At 36.8% G+C, this 17,240-nt stretch carries 12 protein-coding genes; 11 read left to right on the top strand and 1 reads right to left on the bottom strand.

The genetic code is table 11. From position 1 onward, the window contains the following. Positions 1-46: 46 nt before the first annotated feature. The 4 genes from gyrB (at position 47) to QH639_RS16455 (ending at position 8,221) form a co-directional block, all read left to right on the top strand. The gene (gene gyrB, locus QH639_RS16470) at positions 47-1,981 is read left to right on the top strand and encodes a DNA topoisomerase (ATP-hydrolyzing) subunit B (protein ID WP_131521712.1); all 1,935 of its coding nucleotides are present in this window, start codon (positions 47-49) and stop codon (positions 1,979-1,981) included. Positions 1,982-2,006: 25 nt separating this feature from the next. Beyond that, complete coding sequence (gene gyrA / locus QH639_RS16465; RefSeq protein WP_131521711.1) at positions 2,007-4,472, top strand: DNA gyrase subunit A; 2,466 nt, start codon at positions 2,007-2,009, stop codon at positions 4,470-4,472. 141 nt (positions 4,473-4,613) lie between these two features. Then, entirely contained in the window at positions 4,614-5,693 is a 1,080-nt protein-coding gene (locus QH639_RS16460) for an HD-GYP domain-containing protein (protein ID WP_131521710.1), read from the top strand. Positions 5,694-6,502: 809 nt separating this feature from the next. Further along, positions 6,503-8,221 carry an HD-GYP domain-containing protein gene (locus tag QH639_RS16455; RefSeq protein WP_131520561.1) on the top strand — a complete coding sequence of 573 codons (1,719 nt, stop codon included), beginning with the start codon at positions 6,503-6,505 and terminating at the stop codon, positions 8,219-8,221. Positions 8,222-8,273: 52 nt separating this feature from the next. Here QH639_RS16455 and QH639_RS16450 read toward each other — a convergent pair whose 3' ends face one another. Further along, positions 8,274-9,659, bottom strand: coding sequence for a glycine--tRNA ligase (locus QH639_RS16450; RefSeq protein WP_237898268.1), 1,386 nt, complete (start codon positions 9,657-9,659; stop codon positions 8,274-8,276). Between the two features lie 427 nt (positions 9,660-10,086). Between QH639_RS16450 and ccpN the strand changes: the two genes are divergently transcribed. From ccpN to QH639_RS16415, 7 genes are all read left to right on the top strand, one after another. After that, the gene (ccpN, locus tag QH639_RS16445) at positions 10,087-10,719 is read left to right on the top strand and encodes a transcriptional regulator CcpN (RefSeq protein ID WP_004227151.1); all 633 of its coding nucleotides are present in this window, start codon (positions 10,087-10,089) and stop codon (positions 10,717-10,719) included. A 15-nt stretch (positions 10,720-10,734) separates the two neighbouring features. After that, a complete protein-coding gene (locus tag QH639_RS16440; RefSeq protein ID WP_004227157.1) occupies positions 10,735-11,547 on the top strand; it encodes a pyruvate, water dikinase regulatory protein in 813 nt (270 codons plus the stop codon). 206 nt (positions 11,548-11,753) lie between these two features. After that, complete coding sequence (dnaG, locus tag QH639_RS16435) at positions 11,754-13,586, top strand: DNA primase (protein WP_081011013.1); 1,833 nt, start codon at positions 11,754-11,756, stop codon at positions 13,584-13,586. A 32-nt stretch (positions 13,587-13,618) separates the two neighbouring features. Then, positions 13,619-14,746, top strand: coding sequence for an RNA polymerase sigma factor RpoD (gene rpoD / locus QH639_RS16430; RefSeq protein WP_004227165.1), 1,128 nt, complete (start codon positions 13,619-13,621; stop codon positions 14,744-14,746). A gap of 245 nt (positions 14,747-14,991) precedes the next feature. Further along, entirely contained in the window at positions 14,992-15,558 is a 567-nt protein-coding gene (locus tag QH639_RS16425) for a hypothetical protein (protein ID WP_131520562.1), read from the top strand. A 462-nt stretch (positions 15,559-16,020) separates the two neighbouring features. Beyond that, the gene (gene cccA / locus QH639_RS16420) at positions 16,021-16,383 is read left to right on the top strand and encodes a cytochrome c550 (RefSeq protein ID WP_016993532.1); all 363 of its coding nucleotides are present in this window, start codon (positions 16,021-16,023) and stop codon (positions 16,381-16,383) included. 164 nt (positions 16,384-16,547) lie between these two features. Further along, on the top strand, positions 16,548-17,240 hold the full coding sequence (locus QH639_RS16415; RefSeq protein WP_131520563.1) for a tRNA (adenine(22)-N(1))-methyltransferase: 693 nt from the start codon (positions 16,548-16,550) through the stop codon (positions 17,238-17,240).

The following is a 17,240-nucleotide window of genomic DNA, read 5'->3' as shown; positions in this document are numbered from 1 at the left end:
GTTGACTGTTCATTCATTTACACACAATGATGTTATGAAGGAGTAGATGAAAGCCGTGGCTATAGAGAACGAAGGTTTACAAAACCAAGCTTATGAGGCCGATCAGATACAGGTATTAGAAGGTTTAGAAGCAGTACGTAAAAGACCAGGGATGTATATCGGTTCAACTAGCTCTAAAGGGCTTCACCATTTAGTATGGGAAATTGTTGATAATAGTATCGATGAAGCACTTGCAGGATTTTGTACAGATATCAAAGTAACAATTGAAAAAGAAAACTGGATTCGTGTAGAAGATAACGGTCGTGGTATTCCCGTCAGTATTCAAGAAAAAATGGGTAAGCCAGCTGTTGAAGTTATTATGACTGTTTTACATGCTGGTGGTAAATTTGGCGGTGGAGGCTATAAAGTTTCTGGAGGGCTTCATGGAGTTGGAGCATCAGTAGTAAATGCACTTTCTGTTGAAACAATTGTCCAAGTACATCGTGAAGGTCATATCCATGAAATAAAATTTGAACGTGGAAAAACAGTTCAAGAGTTAACAGTTATCGGTGATACAGATCATAATGGTACAACAACGCGTTTTAAAGCTGACCCAGAAATATTTAAGGAAACAACTGTTTATGAATATGATATTTTAGCTCATCGTATTAGAGAATTGGCTTATTTAAATCGTGGTATTAAGATTACGATTGCTGATGAACGTGAAGAAGAGATTCGCTCAACAACATACCACTATGAAGGTGGTATTCGTTCTTATGTTGAACATTTAAATCAATCTAAAGAGCCAATCCATGATCCAATTGATGTTCTTGGAGAGAAGGATGGTATCACAGTAGAAATTGCTATGCAATATAACGCTGGATTCTCTTCTAATATTTTTTCATTTGCCAATAACATTAATACGTATGAGGGCGGTACACATGAGTCAGGATTTAAAACAGCCCTTACACGCGTTATTAATGACTATGCACGAAAAAGTGGATTACTAAAAGAATCTGACGCTAATCTTACAGGTGAGGATGTACGAGAAGGGTTAACAGCTATCGTTTCTGTTAAACACCCAGATCCGCAATTTGAAGGACAAACAAAAACAAAGTTAGGGAATTCAGAAGTAAGTCAAATTACCAATTCTTTGTTCTCAGATGGCTTTGAGCGTTTTATGCTAGAAAATCCAACGGTTGCACGAAAGATTGTGGAAAAAGGACTGATGGCAGCCCGTGCTCGTGTAGCTGCGAAAAAAGCACGTGAGTTTACTCGTCGTAAAAATGCGCTCGAAGTATCAAGCTTACCAGGTAAATTAGCAGATTGTTCTTCTACTAACCCAGCTGATTGTGAAATTTATATTGTTGAGGGTGATTCTGCCGGCGGTTCGGCTAAATCTGGACGTGATCGACACTTCCAAGCAATTTTACCTTTACGTGGTAAAATCCTTAACGTTGAGAAAGCTCGACTAGATAAAATTTTATCGAATGCGGAAATCCGTGCGATGATAACAGCATTTGGCACTGGGATTGGTGAGGAGTTTAATTTAGAGAAAGCTCGTTATCATAAAATCATTATCATGACAGATGCCGATGTCGATGGGGCACATATTCGTACATTACTTTTAACATTCTTCTTCCGTTTCCTTCGACCACTTATAGAAGCAGGCTATATTTATATTGCACAGCCACCACTTTATCAAGTGAAACAAGGTAAACATATTGAGTATTGCTATGATGAAGAGACATTAAAAGAAATTTTAGAACGGCTACCAAAAATGCCAAAGCCAAATGTGCAGCGTTATAAAGGTCTTGGTGAAATGAACGCTGAGCAGCTTTGGGAAACAACAATGGATCCTGAGTACCGCACATTATTACAAGTAGAATTAGATGATGCAATTAAAGCAAACCAAGCATTTGAACGTTTAATGGGCGATGAAGTTGAACCTCGTCGTCAATTTATAGAGGAAAATGCCGTATACGCTAATTTAGATATCTAATTTTTCTTGAGAGGAGGTCTACACTTTGTCAGAACAAGAACGCTCCGGTGTTAAAGGAGTTAATATCACAGAAGAAATTGAAACATCCTTTCTTGATTATGCAATGAGTGTAATTGTATCACGTGCATTACCTGATGTACGTGATGGATTAAAACCAGTTCATCGTCGTATTTTATATGGGATGCAGGAATTAGGTAATACAGCAGATAAAGCCTACAAAAAGTCAGCGCGTATCGTTGGGGATGTCATGGGTAAGTATCATCCACATGGTGACTCTTCCATCTATGATGCAATGGTACGTATGGCACAAGATTTTAGCTATCGCTATATGCTTGTTGATGGTCACGGAAACTTCGGTTCTGTTGATGGTGATGGCGCAGCAGCCATGCGTTATACAGAATCACGTATGTCTAAAATAGCAATGGAAATGCTCCGTGATATTAATAAAGATACAATTGACTATACAGACAACTATGATGGATCAGAAAAAGAACCAATAGTTTTACCAAGTCGCTATCCAAATCTTTTAGTCAACGGTGCTGCAGGGATTGCTGTAGGTATGGCAACAAATATTCCTCCGCATCAATTGGGCGAAACAATTGATGCTGTTATAGCACTTTCTGAAAATCCAGCCATTACGACTGAAGAGCTGATGGAAATCATTCCTGGTCCTGATTTTCCCACTGGAGGATTAATTTTAGGACGTAGTGGTATTCGTAGAGCCTATGAAACTGGTCGAGGTTCCATTATCATCCGGGCGAAAGTGGAAATTGAGCAAAAAGCAAATGGTAAGGAAACAATTCTTATTCATGAATTGCCTTACCAAGTGAATAAGGCTAAGCTCATTGAAAAAATTGCAGAGCTTGTACGTGATAAAAAAATAGATGGAATCACAAATTTACGTGATGAATCAGACCGTCGTGGTATGCGTGTAGTGATTGAAGTTCGTAAAGATGCAAATGCTAATGTTGTACTAAATAATTTATATAAACAAACAGCTATGCAATCTAGCTTCGGTATCAATATGCTATCTTTAGTAAATGGTCAGCCTAAAGTATTAGGCTTAAAAGAAATGCTATACCATTATTTAGAACACCAAAAAGTAATTATTCGTCGTCGTACAGAGTTTGATCTTCGAAAAGCTGAAGACCGCGCTCACATTTTAGAGGGCTTACGAATCGCACTCGATCATATTGATGAAATAATCGCTATTATACGTGGTTCACGTAGTGGTGAAGAAGCAAAACCTCAATTAATGGAACGCTTTAGCTTATCGGAGCGTCAGGCTCAAGCTATTTTAGATATGCGCCTCGTTCGATTAAGTGGCTTAGAACGTGAAAAAATTGAAGCAGAATATCAAGAGCTTCAAGTTCTTATAGCTGAATTAAAGGCAATATTAGCAGATGAAGAGAAAATTGTAGATATTATTCGTACTGAAATCTTAGAGTTGAAAGAACGTTTTAATGATACGCGCCGTACTGAGATTACATCAGGTGGAATTGAAATGATTGAGGATGAGGATTTAATTCCTGTTGAAAACTCAGTTGTTACTTTAACACATAATGGCTATATCAAGCGTTTAGCTGCGAATACATATCGTAGTCAAAAGCGTGGTGGTCGTGGTGTACAAGGAATGGGTACAAATGAAGACGACTTTGTAGAGCATCTAATGAATACTTCTACCCACGATACAATTTTATTCTTCACGTCTAAAGGTAAAGTATTTAGAGCAAAAGGATATGAAATTCCTGAGTTCGGTCGTACTGCTAAAGGGTTACCAATCGTAAACTTGCTTAATATAGAAAAAGGCGAAAAAGTAACAGCTATGATTCGTGTTGCGTCGTTTGATGAAGATGCTTACTTTATCTTTACCACAAAAACAGGTATTACAAAACGTACCCCTGTATCACAATTTGCTAACATCCGAACAAATGGTTTAATCGCAATCAGCTTGAGAGAAGACGACGATCTTATTTCGGTACGTCTTACAGATGGAGAGAAACAAGTGATTATTGGTACTCGCGATGGTATGCTCGTTCGTTTCCAAGAAGACGACATTCGATCTATGGGCCGTACAGCTGGTGGTGTTCGAGGCATTAAGCTACGAGATGGTGATGAAGTAGTTGGTATGGAGATTGTTGAACCAGGGCAAGAAATTTTAGTAGTAACTGAAAAAGGTTATGGTAAACGTACTTCTGAAGAGGACTATCGTTTACAAAGTCGTGGTGGAGTAGGACTGAAAACTATCCAGATTACAGATAAGAATGGTCCAATGGTGGCTGTAAAAACCGTCGATGGTTCTGAGGATTTAATGCTTATAACTATTAATGGTATGCTTATCCGTATGGATGTGAATGATATTTCATTAATTGGGCGCAGTACGCAAGGTGTACGTTTAATTCGACTTGGAGATGACGAATTGGTTGCAACTGTCGCTAAAGTGGAAAAAGCGGAAGAATCTTTAGAAGACGAAGAGGAAGTCGAAGAATAATATAATCCGATGATGACATTATTGAATGTCGTCATCGGTTTTTTTACGTAAATAATGAAAAATAAGTAATTATTTTGAATTCCATGATAAAATGGAAATACCTTATTTTGAAGCAAGAAATAGTGGAGAGGTGTTCATTCTGTGGAAACTATACATGTTCCAATTTCAGAGCTAGGTGTTGGCAAGGTAATTTCTGAAGATATATTTGCTAATACACAGTATCCGATTATTTTTAAAGATACAATGATTTCATATGTACACTTGCAAGTTTTTCACGCATTTAATATTTTCACCGTCCCCGTTTACAAAAGTGAAAATGATATTCGTGTAGAAAAGAATGAGAGCGATGTCGAAGTTACAATAGAAGAAATTCCAACTTTCAGGAAAATCTATAATCATTCTGTTGAACAGTTTAAAAAAGAATTTAAAAACTGGGAAGCGGGAGCTAAGGTAGATATTGCAAAGGCCAGAACAATTATTTTACCTTTAGTAGAGATGGTACTAGAAGACCGTACTATTATTTTTGATTTAAATGAGTATTCAAATCCTAAAGACTACCTGTATCATCATTGTGTAGCAACTGGTTTGATTGCCTCAGTTATTGCTCAAAAACTTAGTTATGATAGAGGAACTACTATTCAAGTAGCCATCGGTGGTTTATTGGCTGATTGTGGTATGGCTAAAGTACATCCTCGTATCAGGGATAAGAAGACACCATTAACAGAGCAAGAATATGATGAGATTTATAAACATCCGATTTATAGCCATAGTATGGTGAAAGATTTGACCATTTTAAAAGAAACGATGAAAGAAGCAATCTTTCAACACCATGAACGTTTAAATGGTAGTGGATATCCGAAGAACGAAAAGATCGCTAATATTTCTATATTTGCACAAATCATTGCTGTTGCAGACGTTTTTCATGCTATGACATGTGAACGAGTATATAGAACGAAGCAATCTTCATTTAAAGTAATAGAAATGATTAATGAATCTGAGTTTGGTAAATTTGATATTAAAGTTGTACGTGCGTTAATTGATATTGTTGCAGATCTACCGATAGGTACAATTGTAGAACTTTCTAATTTAGAACGTGGAGAAGTAATGTTTGTAAATAAATTTGCTCCAACACGACCACTTATTAAATTAATTCATTCAGGGGAAATTTTTGATTTAGGGAAAAATCGCAGCTTTTATATTTCACGTATCATAACTAATTAATAGATAGACAGGCAAACTATATTATGTAGTTTGCCTATTTTTTTAAGGTAAGAGATGTACGCTACGCAAAGTGCTATATTTTGCTTTTATAAATAGGTGATATTTTAGAAACACTTCGCAATATTAATCAATTAAATAGTGAGCATTTTAACCATAATTGTGTTTTGAAACATTTATATATATTGTATTAAAATATTTTTGGAGAAAGTGTTGACTTTGTTTTAGAATCTTGATATTATAAATGAGTCGCCAAGAGATGACGACGAAATAAAGAACATGAACCTTGAAAACTGAACAAGCAAAACGTAATCAATAAAGTTTTAAGTAGCTAGTTTCACTAGTGAACGAAACACAATTTTGGACATCAAACATGATGCCAGCAAAACAATTTGAGCTAATCAAATTTCTTTTATGGAGAGTTTGATCCTGGCTCAGGACGAACGCTGGCGGCGTGCCTAATACATGCAAGTCGAGCGAACAAATAGGTAAAAAGATTTGTATTTTTGTTTAGTTTTCATTATATAAGTGGTAGAAACTGTTCATTTGAGACCCATATACTAGTTGAAAAGGCATTTTAACCTATGATATTGTAAATGGTATAGATAATGGTAATTATATTTTTTAAATATAATTAAGTCGTTTAATCTCCATCGAAACTGATGTACGCTAGATCACTTTAGACATGCCTATGAAATATAAAAGCCTCTATCAGCAAAACGTATTGTTATACGTTTATCAGAATAGCGCAGTCCTATGGAAGAAGGAGGGAGTCACATAGTGCTTAGTACATTGCGTATGTGGCAAAATATATGCTACGAAAAGTAACCTTAAGTATTCATGAAGTTGAAGCAAATGATATATTAGCAGAAGATATTTTTTCAGAGTATCGTTTATTGGCTAAAAAGGATCTAGTTTTAACGGAGCGAATTATTGCCTTACTTAAACTTCGTAAAGTAGATGAATTATCTGTCTATTTGCCATCTGATTCAGTTCGAATTGTCCATGATTTAAGTGCTCAACGAACAAGAGAATATGAAGATCTATTTGCCCCATTAATTGAAAAAAGAGATCCTGTGGATGATTATAAAGAGACAGTTAGTCAGCTTTTTATGACAACGCTGGAGAATGTCGTGCACGAATTACGCTATGGACAAATTCTTAAAAGCATACAGGATACGGCTTATGTAAGAGGTGTTTTTGAAAAGATTTTGGAGAAAAAACATCGCTATGAGCTACTTATGCGTTTAAAGGAATGGGACGAGTATTCATTTGTCCATTCATTTGATGTGTTTGTATTAGGTACGATTTTTGCTAGATACCTAGGTTTAACAGATATTGAAACATTAGCTAGGGGCTACCTGTTCCATGATATCGGGAAGGTTTTTATACCCCAAGAAATATTAAATCTGAAACGTAAACTCTCTGAAGATGAGTTCGATATTGTAAAGACGCACACAACAAAAGGCTACGAGCTACTCATGGAACATAACGAGAAAGACATTGCCTACTTGGCACGAGATCATCATGAACGTTTTGCGGGAAAGGGCTATCCAAATCAACTTTGTGCGGATGATATGAGTGAGGGTGTACAATTATTACAAATTGTTGATGTATATTCAGCGATGACATCCAAGAGAGTCTATCATGTTGGCTATGGTGCTACAGATGCCTTAGCTGTCTTATACAGAGATCGACATTTATATAATGAGAGCTTTATGCATAAATTTGTAGAATGTTTAGGGATTTACCCAGTAAACTCTGTTGTTATGTTATCCGATAATCGCAGTGCACAAGTAGAGCTTGTTTATGATTTATTTCCTACATTACCAAAAGTAAGATTGTTAGATGAGCAAAAATCAATGAACTTACCTTTGAACTATAGTGTGAAAATTACGAAAATGATCGACTATCGAGCGAATAGCTTTGAAGAGATATTCAACTTATTTGTAGAGCAATTAATCCGCTGTGACGAAAATAATCTGAGAATTCATTTTAATAAATTAATTGACCATTTACATCCTAAAGAAATTGTCTTAAAAATTTTTCTGCCAGCCTTTCGTATTTTACGTTTACTAACAAGGGAAATCCAAACGGATATGACAAAGTATCGCAATTCTATTGGTATTTTAAAAACGCTACTAGAGGAGCAATTAAACGTTTTATATATGGATTATCAACATGAGCAAACGACCATATTAGTTGTGGAGACATCGTTGCGTGAAAATTTCTTCATTAAGCTTGTTCAAAGTATTTTGTATATTGATAAAATTGTGCCATTCTTTATAAACCCAGGTGATGATCAACGTATTACACAATTGATGGAACATTGTGATGTTAATGTCGCTTACTTTATTGAAGATGAACTAACTTTTGACAAACGGGTTCGTCCAATGCGAGAAGGTACATTCCTTTATTACTCACTAGCGGATATTGAGGAGCTATTAGTGAGCTTAATAGGTTTGAGCATGAAAAAGTTTTCATTCGAGGAAAAAATGCAAGAGCGCTTATTTTCAACATTTAAAGCATAAGAAAGAGGGAGTTGCCTGCTGGCTACCCCCTCTTTTTTGAGCATTTAAGTGATTAGAATTGTAGGTGTTTTTCAATATATGCTTTTACTTCAGCAATAGGCATACGAACTTGTGTCATAGAGTCACGATGACGTACTGTTACTTGGCCATCCTCTTTTGAATCAAAATCATATGTGATACAGAATGGTGTACCAATTTCATCTTGACGACGGTAACGTTTACCAATTGATTGTGATTCATCAAAATCAACAGGGAAGGCTTTACGCAGTTCAGCCCAAACATCTGTAGCTTCATCAGATAATTTTTTAGAAAGTGGTAGTACAGCAGCTTTAAATGGAGCCAGAGCAGGGTGGAAACGTAAAACCGTACGTTTATCATCACCTTCTAGTTCCTCTTCATCATAGGCATCACACAGGAAAGCTAATGTTACACGATCAGCTCCTAATGATGGTTCAATACAATAAGGAACATAACGTTCATTTGATACAGGATCAATGTAAGTGAAATCTTCACCAGAGTGTTCCATATGTTGTTTTAAGTCGTAATCTGTACGATCTGCAACACCCCAAAGCTCTCCCCAGCCAAATGGGAATTTGAATTCGATATCTGTTGTAGCGTTAGAGTAGTGAGATAGCTCATCATCCTCATGGTCACGAAGGCGCATCGAATCTTCTTTCATGCCTAGGTTTAGTAACCAATTTTTACAGAATTCTTTCCAATATGCATGCCATTCAAGGTCTTCGCCAGGTTTACAGAAGAATTCAAGCTCCATTTGTTCGAATTCACGTGTACGGAATGTGAAGTTACCCGGTGTAATTTCGTTACGGAAAGATTTACCGATTTGTGCGATACCAAATGGTGTACGTTTACGCATAGAACGTTGAACGTTTTTAAAGTTCACGAAAATACCTTGTGCCGTTTCTGGGCGTAAATAAATTTCATTTGTAGAGGATTCCGTTACACCTTGGAATGTTTTAAACATGAGGTTGAATTGGCGAATATCTGTGAAATCAGCCTTTCCGCAATCAGGGCATACTACGTCATATTTAATCATTGTTTCTTTCATTTGGTCGAATGTCATACCATCAACAATGATTTCATCGCCTTTCGCTAATGCAGCGTCTTCGATAATTTTATCTGCACGGTGGCGGGCCTTACATGATTTACAGTCGATCATTGGGTCATTGAAGTTTCCTACGTGACCAGAAGCAACCCAAGCTTTTGGATTCATCAAAATAGCAGCATCAATACCTACATTGTATTCAGATTCCTGAACAAACTTTTGCCACCATGCTTTTTTAATATTATTTTTTAATTCGACACCTAGTGGACCATAATCCCACGTGTTTGCTAAACCTCCGTAGATTTCAGAACCAGGGAAGACAAAGCCTCGATGCTTCGCTAAAGATACGATGGTTTCCATTGATTTGTTAACCATAAAATAGCCTCCTTTAAATTTTTAATACGTTGTTTTAGCGGTAAAAACGCCATAGTTTTTTCATTCAGTTGCAACTAAATGAAAATAGCACCCGTCTCCGGGCACATTGTATGCCCAGGGACGAGTGCTAATACCCGCGGTTCCACCCTGATTGTTTTAAACGAGTAGTTTAAAACCTCTTTTCAAAAAGTTAGCTCAGGGAGTGCCTTTTCTCTGTTGCTGTGTAGACTTTCACCATCTTCTACTCGCTATAGAATGGAACAGATACTTTTTTCCCATCATCGCCTGTATAACGCAATTTGCTCGAAAATACAGATAGAGCAAGCGTATGTGTCAATATTGTAGCATGTAGTTCTTTAATTCGCAATAATTATTAAAATAGTATATAATAATTGAGCATAAGTATAACACTATTAGATTTGAGGCGGTGAGTCCAATCGAACTCAATAAACGTCAGGAAGACATATTACAAATTGTGAAAGAAAATGGCCCTATTACGGGGGAACATATTGCCGAACGTCTCAATCTGACAAGAGCAACTCTAAGACCGGATTTAGCAATCCTAACAATGGCAGGATTTCTGGATGCAAGACCAAGGGTTGGTTATTTTTATTCAGGTAAGAAGGCATCTGTTACATTAATAGATAGTATTCACAATTTAAAAGTGAAGGATTTTCATTCAGGGCCAGTAGTTGTCCCTGAAACAATGACGGTTTATGATGCAATTTGCTTTATGTTTTCAGAAGATGTTGGTACACTCTTTGTCGTAGATAAGAATGAGTTTTTGACAGGCGTACTATCTCGCAAAGATTTACTGCGTACAAGTATTGGCACGCAGGATTTGAATAAAATTCCAGTACATATTATTATGACGCGTATGCCAAATATTTCGTACTGTGAAAGATCAGATTCTTTAATTGTTGCAGCGAACAAACTTATTGAACGTGAGGTTGATTCACTACCAGTAGTTGAACCGCAAGAGGGTGGTTTAACGATTGTTGGTCGTCTTACAAAAACAACGATTACACGGGCTTTCTTATCTCTTGCACAAAATGTCTAAATGAAGGAGAGCTGCATGAAAAGACTACGCGTATTTGTTGTATCTGATTCTGTCGGTGAAACTGGTGATCAAGTTGCAAAAGCGGTTATTAGCCAGTTCCGACCGGGTCTTGAAAATACTGTGATTCGTCGATTTCCACATATTCAATCAGAGGAGCTTATCCGTAAAATTGTTTTTCTTGCTTCGCAACAGCGAGCGTTTATTGTTTATACACTTGTTCGCCAAGAAATGCGTAAATTATTACATGATTTATGTGAACAAGAAAAAATTCAGGCTGTTGATATTTTAGGGCCAGCCTTACAATCAATGGCAGCTTTTATGGAAGAAAATCCATTAGAAACGCCTGGTATTGTTCATCTGCTGGATGATGATTATTTCAAAAAAATTGAAGCGATTGAATTTGCGGTAAAATATGATGATGGTAGAGATCCAAGAGGATTATTACAGGCTGATATTGTACTAGTTGGTGTATCACGAACTTCTAAAACACCACTATCACAATATTTAGCCCATAAAAAATATAAAGTGGCGAATGTACCTTTAGTGCCAGAGGTAGAACCACCAGAAGAGCTATTACAGATAGACCCTAAAAAATGCTTTGGATTGATTATTTCCCCTGAGAAGTTAAACTCAATTCGGAAAGAAAGATTAATGTCTCTCGGCTTGAATGATGATGCTATCTATGCACAGCATGAAAGAATTCTTGATGAGATTCAGCATTTTGAAAAAATTGTCGGTAGAATAGGTTGTCAAGTTATCGATGTGACAAATAAAGCTGTTGAAGAGACAGCAAATACGATTATCGAACATATTTTGACCTGTAAATAAGGATAGAATTTTAAACCACCTCGGTTAGCAGAGGCGGTTTTTTTGAGTGGATTTTGAAAATGGTATAGATAAAAACTAATTTTTGTTTTATAATAATAAAATTGTGGTAAAAATATTTATAAGAGAAAAATCCTAATTTTTTGTCGAGAAATAAAGGAATTTTAAAACGAATAGCGAATTGTGTTTCTAGAACGCAAATATTAAAGATGGTGATGGATTTGGCAGGGAAGATTCCAGAAGAAGTAATTGAGCAGATTCGCACACAATCAGATATCGTTGATGTTATTAGTGAATACATGCAGCTTACTAAGCGTGGGCGAAATTGGTTTGGTCTCTGTCCATTTCATGGAGAGCAAACACCGTCTTTTTCTGTATCTACAGACAAGCAAATTTTTCATTGCTTTGGTTGTGGTGCAGGGGGCAATGCCATTACTTTTGTAATGGATATTGAAGGCATTTCTTTTCCTGATGCAGTTGTGAAACTTGGGGAACGTGTTGGCATACACTTAGATGTTGAGCCAAGTTTCCCTGGAGGAACGAAAAAGATATCTAAAGCGGAAGAAAGGATGAAAGAAGCACACGCTTTTGCAGCAGATTTTTTTCATCATTTACTGTTGAATACAGAAGATGGTGAAGAACCTTTAAATTATTTGCTAGAAAGAGGATTTACAAGGGAACTTATCGAATCTAATAACATTGGTTGGTCTCTCCCAAGCTTTGATGCATTAACAATATTGCTTGAAAGAAAAGGTTATAACTTACAAGAAATTGCCGAAAGTGGCTTAATCATCAAAAGAGAGGGAGAAGAGCGTTATTTTGATCGTTTTAGAGGACGTATCATGTTTCCTATTCGAGATGAGAATGGTAAAATTATTGCCTTCTCAGGACGTATCCTTTCATCCAATGGTGAGGAAGCAAAATATTTAAATAGTCCAGAATCACCAATTTTCCAAAAAAGTGAAGTGCTGTATAACCTAGATAAAGCACGAACTTCTATCAGAAAAAATCGTCAAGTAGTATTGATGGAAGGATTTATGGACGTTTTAGCAGCCAACTCTGTAGGTGTCATGAATGTTGTTGCGACAATGGGTACTTCGTTAACAAATCAGCATATCACAAAGCTAAAGCGCTTAGTAGAGCAAATTACGATTTGCTATGATGGTGATAATGCTGGATTTGATGCAGCGAAACGAGCGGCGCAGCTACTGCATACAGAGCGAATGAAAGTTGATATTGCCGTGTTGCCAGAAAAATTAGATCCTGATGAATACATTCACACTTTAGGTGGACAAGCATTTAAGGAACAAATTTTGGAAAAACCTCATGCGTATATTGCTTTTATGATGATGCATGCTAGACGCAATAAGAACTTTCAATTTGAAAACGATACGCTTCAATATATTCAAGAAGTTCTTGAGCAGCTAGTGGGAAGATCTTCACCAGTTGAACGAGATTTGTATATACGACAGCTATCAAATGAAACAAACATCTCGGAAGAAGCCATTTATGCCCAATTCCGAAAACTGGAGGCTAATCAGGTACGTTCTGCTAAAGTAGAAATGCCTACACAGATACCTTCAATGCCAGTCACGCAACAACAAAAGCCTATGGACGCAGCCGAACGTGCCGAACGTTTATTACTGGCTCATATGCTTCATAATATAGATGTAGTGGACAGGGTATTACGTAGTGAGCAAAAAGAGCCATTTGTACGAGATGCCTATATGGCAGTTTTTGTTCGCTTAGTTGGATTTTATGAGGAGTATGGTCATCCTGATTATCAACGTTTTGTGGAAATTTTGGATGACGCTGAATTACGAAAAATTGTCATGGAAGCGGCTTTAGTTGAGCGAGATCCTGATCAAGCAGAGGCAGAGGTTATGGACTCTATCCGTCAGCTTCAAAAATATAGAATTGAGCAAGAAATTTATCAAAAGATGCATGAGTCAAAGGAAGCGGAGAAGATGCATGAGTATGCACGTGCACTTGAAATCGCCCAACAGATTATTCATTTAAGAAAATCGTTATCGGCGATTTAACCCGATTCGGTTGTTTAGAAGGAGGAAGGTTTATGGCGGACAAGTCAGAACGTTCAAAAGAGATAGAAGTAGAAATTACATTAGATGATGCAAAAAAATTCCTACAAGAAAAAGCAAAAACAGAGGGTGAAATTTCAATGAAAGAAATTTCAGAGAAACTAACACCTTATGAATTGGAAAATGAAGAAATTTTCCATTTTGCTGAGGATCTTGAAAAGCATAAAGATATTCAAATCATTGGAAAAGAAGAATTTGAAGAAGAAAGTCTAATGAAAGAAGAAGCGAACGAAGAAACTTTCGACTTAAATGATTTGAGTGTGCCACCAGGTGTTAAAATCAATGACCCTGTACGTATGTATTTAAAAGAAATCGGCCGAGTAGATTTATTATCTGCTGAGCAAGAAATTGCACTTGCTGAACGTATTGAGCAAGGGGACGAGGAAGCACGTAAACGCCTTGCGGAAGCGAACTTACGTCTAGTAGTATCGATTGCAAAACGCTATGTTGGTCGTGGAATGCTATTCCTTGACTTAATTCAAGAAGGAAATATGGGTCTTATTAAGGCTGTTGAAAAATTCGATTACCGTAAAGGATTTAAGTTCTCGACTTACGCTACATGGTGGATTCGTCAGGCGATTACACGTGCCATCGCTGACCAAGCGCGTACGATTCGTATTCCTGTCCATATGGTCGAAACCATTAATAAATTAATACGTGTACAACGTCAACTTTTACAAGATTTAGGTCGTGAGCCTTCTCCAGAGGAAATTGGAGAGGAAATGGATTTAACACCTGAAAAAGTACGTGAAATTTTAAAAATTGCACAAGAACCAGTATCTCTTGAAACACCAATTGGAGAAGAAGATGATTCCCATTTAGGAGACTTTATCGAGGACTCAGAAGCACAATCTCCTTCCGACCATGCAGCCTATGAACTGTTAAAAGAACAATTAGAAGATGTACTAGATACGTTAACAGACCGTGAGGAAAACGTACTTCGTTTACGTTTTGGGTTAGACGATGGTCGCACACGTACATTAGAAGAGGTTGGGAAAGTCTTTGGCGTAACGCGTGAACGTATCCGTCAGATCGAGGCGAAAGCTCTAAGAAAATTACGCCATCCTTCTCGTAGTAAACGTTTAAAAGATTTCTTAGAATAAAATTTAAAATAGCTGGAGCTATCCAAGTAGTGAGAAAATGACTAATTGGTATAGCTCCTTTTTTATAGAATTGAAAAGTCAACAAAAAGAAATTAGCCCTGCTATTCACCTATCGATGTTAGGCAATCATAGATAATTAGAATGAGGGAAATGCTAGATTTGCGACTTTATACAGATGTGTTTTCAAATAGTGTGAGATAAAATTGTAATACAACCATTATTAAGCAATGTTTGGAGCTAACACTATGACAAATCCTCGAAAAAAAATAATCCTTAATGAAATTTTGTTTTGGAAGCAAAATAAACTTTTACCTGAGCACTATTGTGACTTTTTAGCAGCTCTTTATACAGAGGGGGCTGACATAGAGGAGTTAGAACCAGTGCAACATCCTAAACAAGCGGTCTTGCCATCAGAAAAAAGAAAAATGATCCTATTGGTAGTGGGTCTATGTATCGCCATAATGGCTGTTTTGGCACTCTATTTTACAATGCAATCTTTCACATTGATTTTTACAGTAATCGTGGGAGTAGGTGCATGCATCTTATTTATTGCTGCCTGGCAAATGGCTCGAAAAAAACATCTACTAGCTCCCATTTTTCATGTACTAGCGGCCATCCTGTTATTTAGTATGTCGATCCGAATTTGTACTACATATTTTAGTGGAAATAATACGGTTTTATTTTGCTTGATTGCAGCAAATTGTGTCATTTGGCTTTTGTCAGGTATTAAAATGAAACTTCTATATTTCACAGTCTCAGGTGCTTTAGGATTAATAGCACTAGTTGGATACTATATCATAAATTTATCCTGATTTAGCAAATGGTATTTCTATCGATGTACAAGGAACTCCATCTACTAAATCAGGTTAGAAACTTAATTGAACTTTAGTGTTTATATAAAACCATAATTTGTGACAATTTATCTATAATAGGGTCAGTATCATGTTAAAGTTTTTACCTCAGAAGATTCAAAATCTGTACGCTCATTAAAAACGTACAGATTTTTTAATTTTGGGTATATCAATGAGTGAAAAGGGTATGATAACAGCATAAATATAATGAAAAAGAAATTGTATAAAAGGATAAATTTGACCAATTTTGGATGTTGGCAAGACATATTTTATCCAATAGATACAGAAATGTCGAATTTGTTACAAACAAAGGAAAACTTAGCGAATAGGGCTTTTCGTTTCTTTGTTAATGAAGTACAATATTAGATGTTGACTGATTCTATATTATAATAGAAGTAGACTTAAAATGAGGAGGGGAAACTTATGAAAAACAATCCAGTCGTTCCTTACATCTTAATTCTGGCATTTGGTATTGGTCTTATTTTCTTCATGTCTTTACAAGGTGCAGATAACAAGAAAGAAATTGCTGCTGAACATGAGGGTGGTGGCGAAACTACTACAGAAACAACAGATGCAGAAGCTGATGGTTCAGCACTAGTACAATCTTGTATCGGTTGTCATGGTGGTGACTTAACTGGTAGTATGGGTCCAAATCTACATGGCTTAGATGAAGCACATATCGTAGAAGTTTTAACAAAGGGTATCGAAGGTACTCCAATGCAACCAAACATGAAAACTGAAGAGGAAGCAAAAGCAATCGCTGAATACATTTCTACTTTAGAATAGTAAAACTGACAAGTAGCTGTACTGAAATAGTACAGCTACTTTTTAGATTTAAGCATCATGAAGATGGGGTTGTCCACATAGAAATGTGAGACAACTCCATTTGTTTTTTTTCACGACATCATCCATACTATTAATGGACTCTATTGAAGATAGGCGGTATAAAAATGAACGCACAAAAACTTTCAAAGCGATTAGAAGCAGTAGCGAAATTTGTTCCTACAGGAGCAGTCATGGCGGATATTGGTAGTGACCATGCCTATCTACCATGCTATTTAATTCACAAAGGGACTGCCTCATATGCCATAGCAGGGGAAGTTGTAAAAGGACCCTATGAATCGGCGGTAGGACAAGTACAGAAGGAAAACTTAACTGAAAAAATTATAGTACGCCTTGCAGACGGTTTAGCAGCGATCGAAGAAGCTGACCATGTGGATACGGTGACAATAGCTGGCATGGGTGGACCATTAATTGTTTCCATTCTAGAGAAGCATCCAGAAAAGCTTCAAGGTGTCACACGTCTAATCCTACAACCGAATATTCACGCCAAGGTTATCCGTGAGTGGGCTTTAGCACATCAATGGGCGATTCTTGATGAAGAGATTTTAGAGGAAGATGATAAAATCTATGAAATCCTTGTGTTACAAAGAGGGCAAATGGAGCTCTCTACAGCCGAGATTTTGTTTGGACCTAAGCTAAGCCTGCGTAAATCACCAGCATTTACGAAAAAATGGTTGCGTGAAAAAGACAATTGGCAACGTGTACTACAATCCATTGAAGGAGCAGAACAAACACCTGAAATTGAAGAAAAACGTGCAGAGTTAACGGCTCTGATACATTTAGTAGAAGGAGTTTTGTAA

It is taken from the genome of Lysinibacillus sp. 1 U-2021, from assembly GCF_029916965.1.
GTDB lineage: Bacteria > Bacillota > Bacilli > Bacillales_A > Planococcaceae > Lysinibacillus > Lysinibacillus capsici.
Note: the sequence above shows the minus strand (reverse complement) of the source record. Positions and strands in the feature narration are given on the sequence as shown.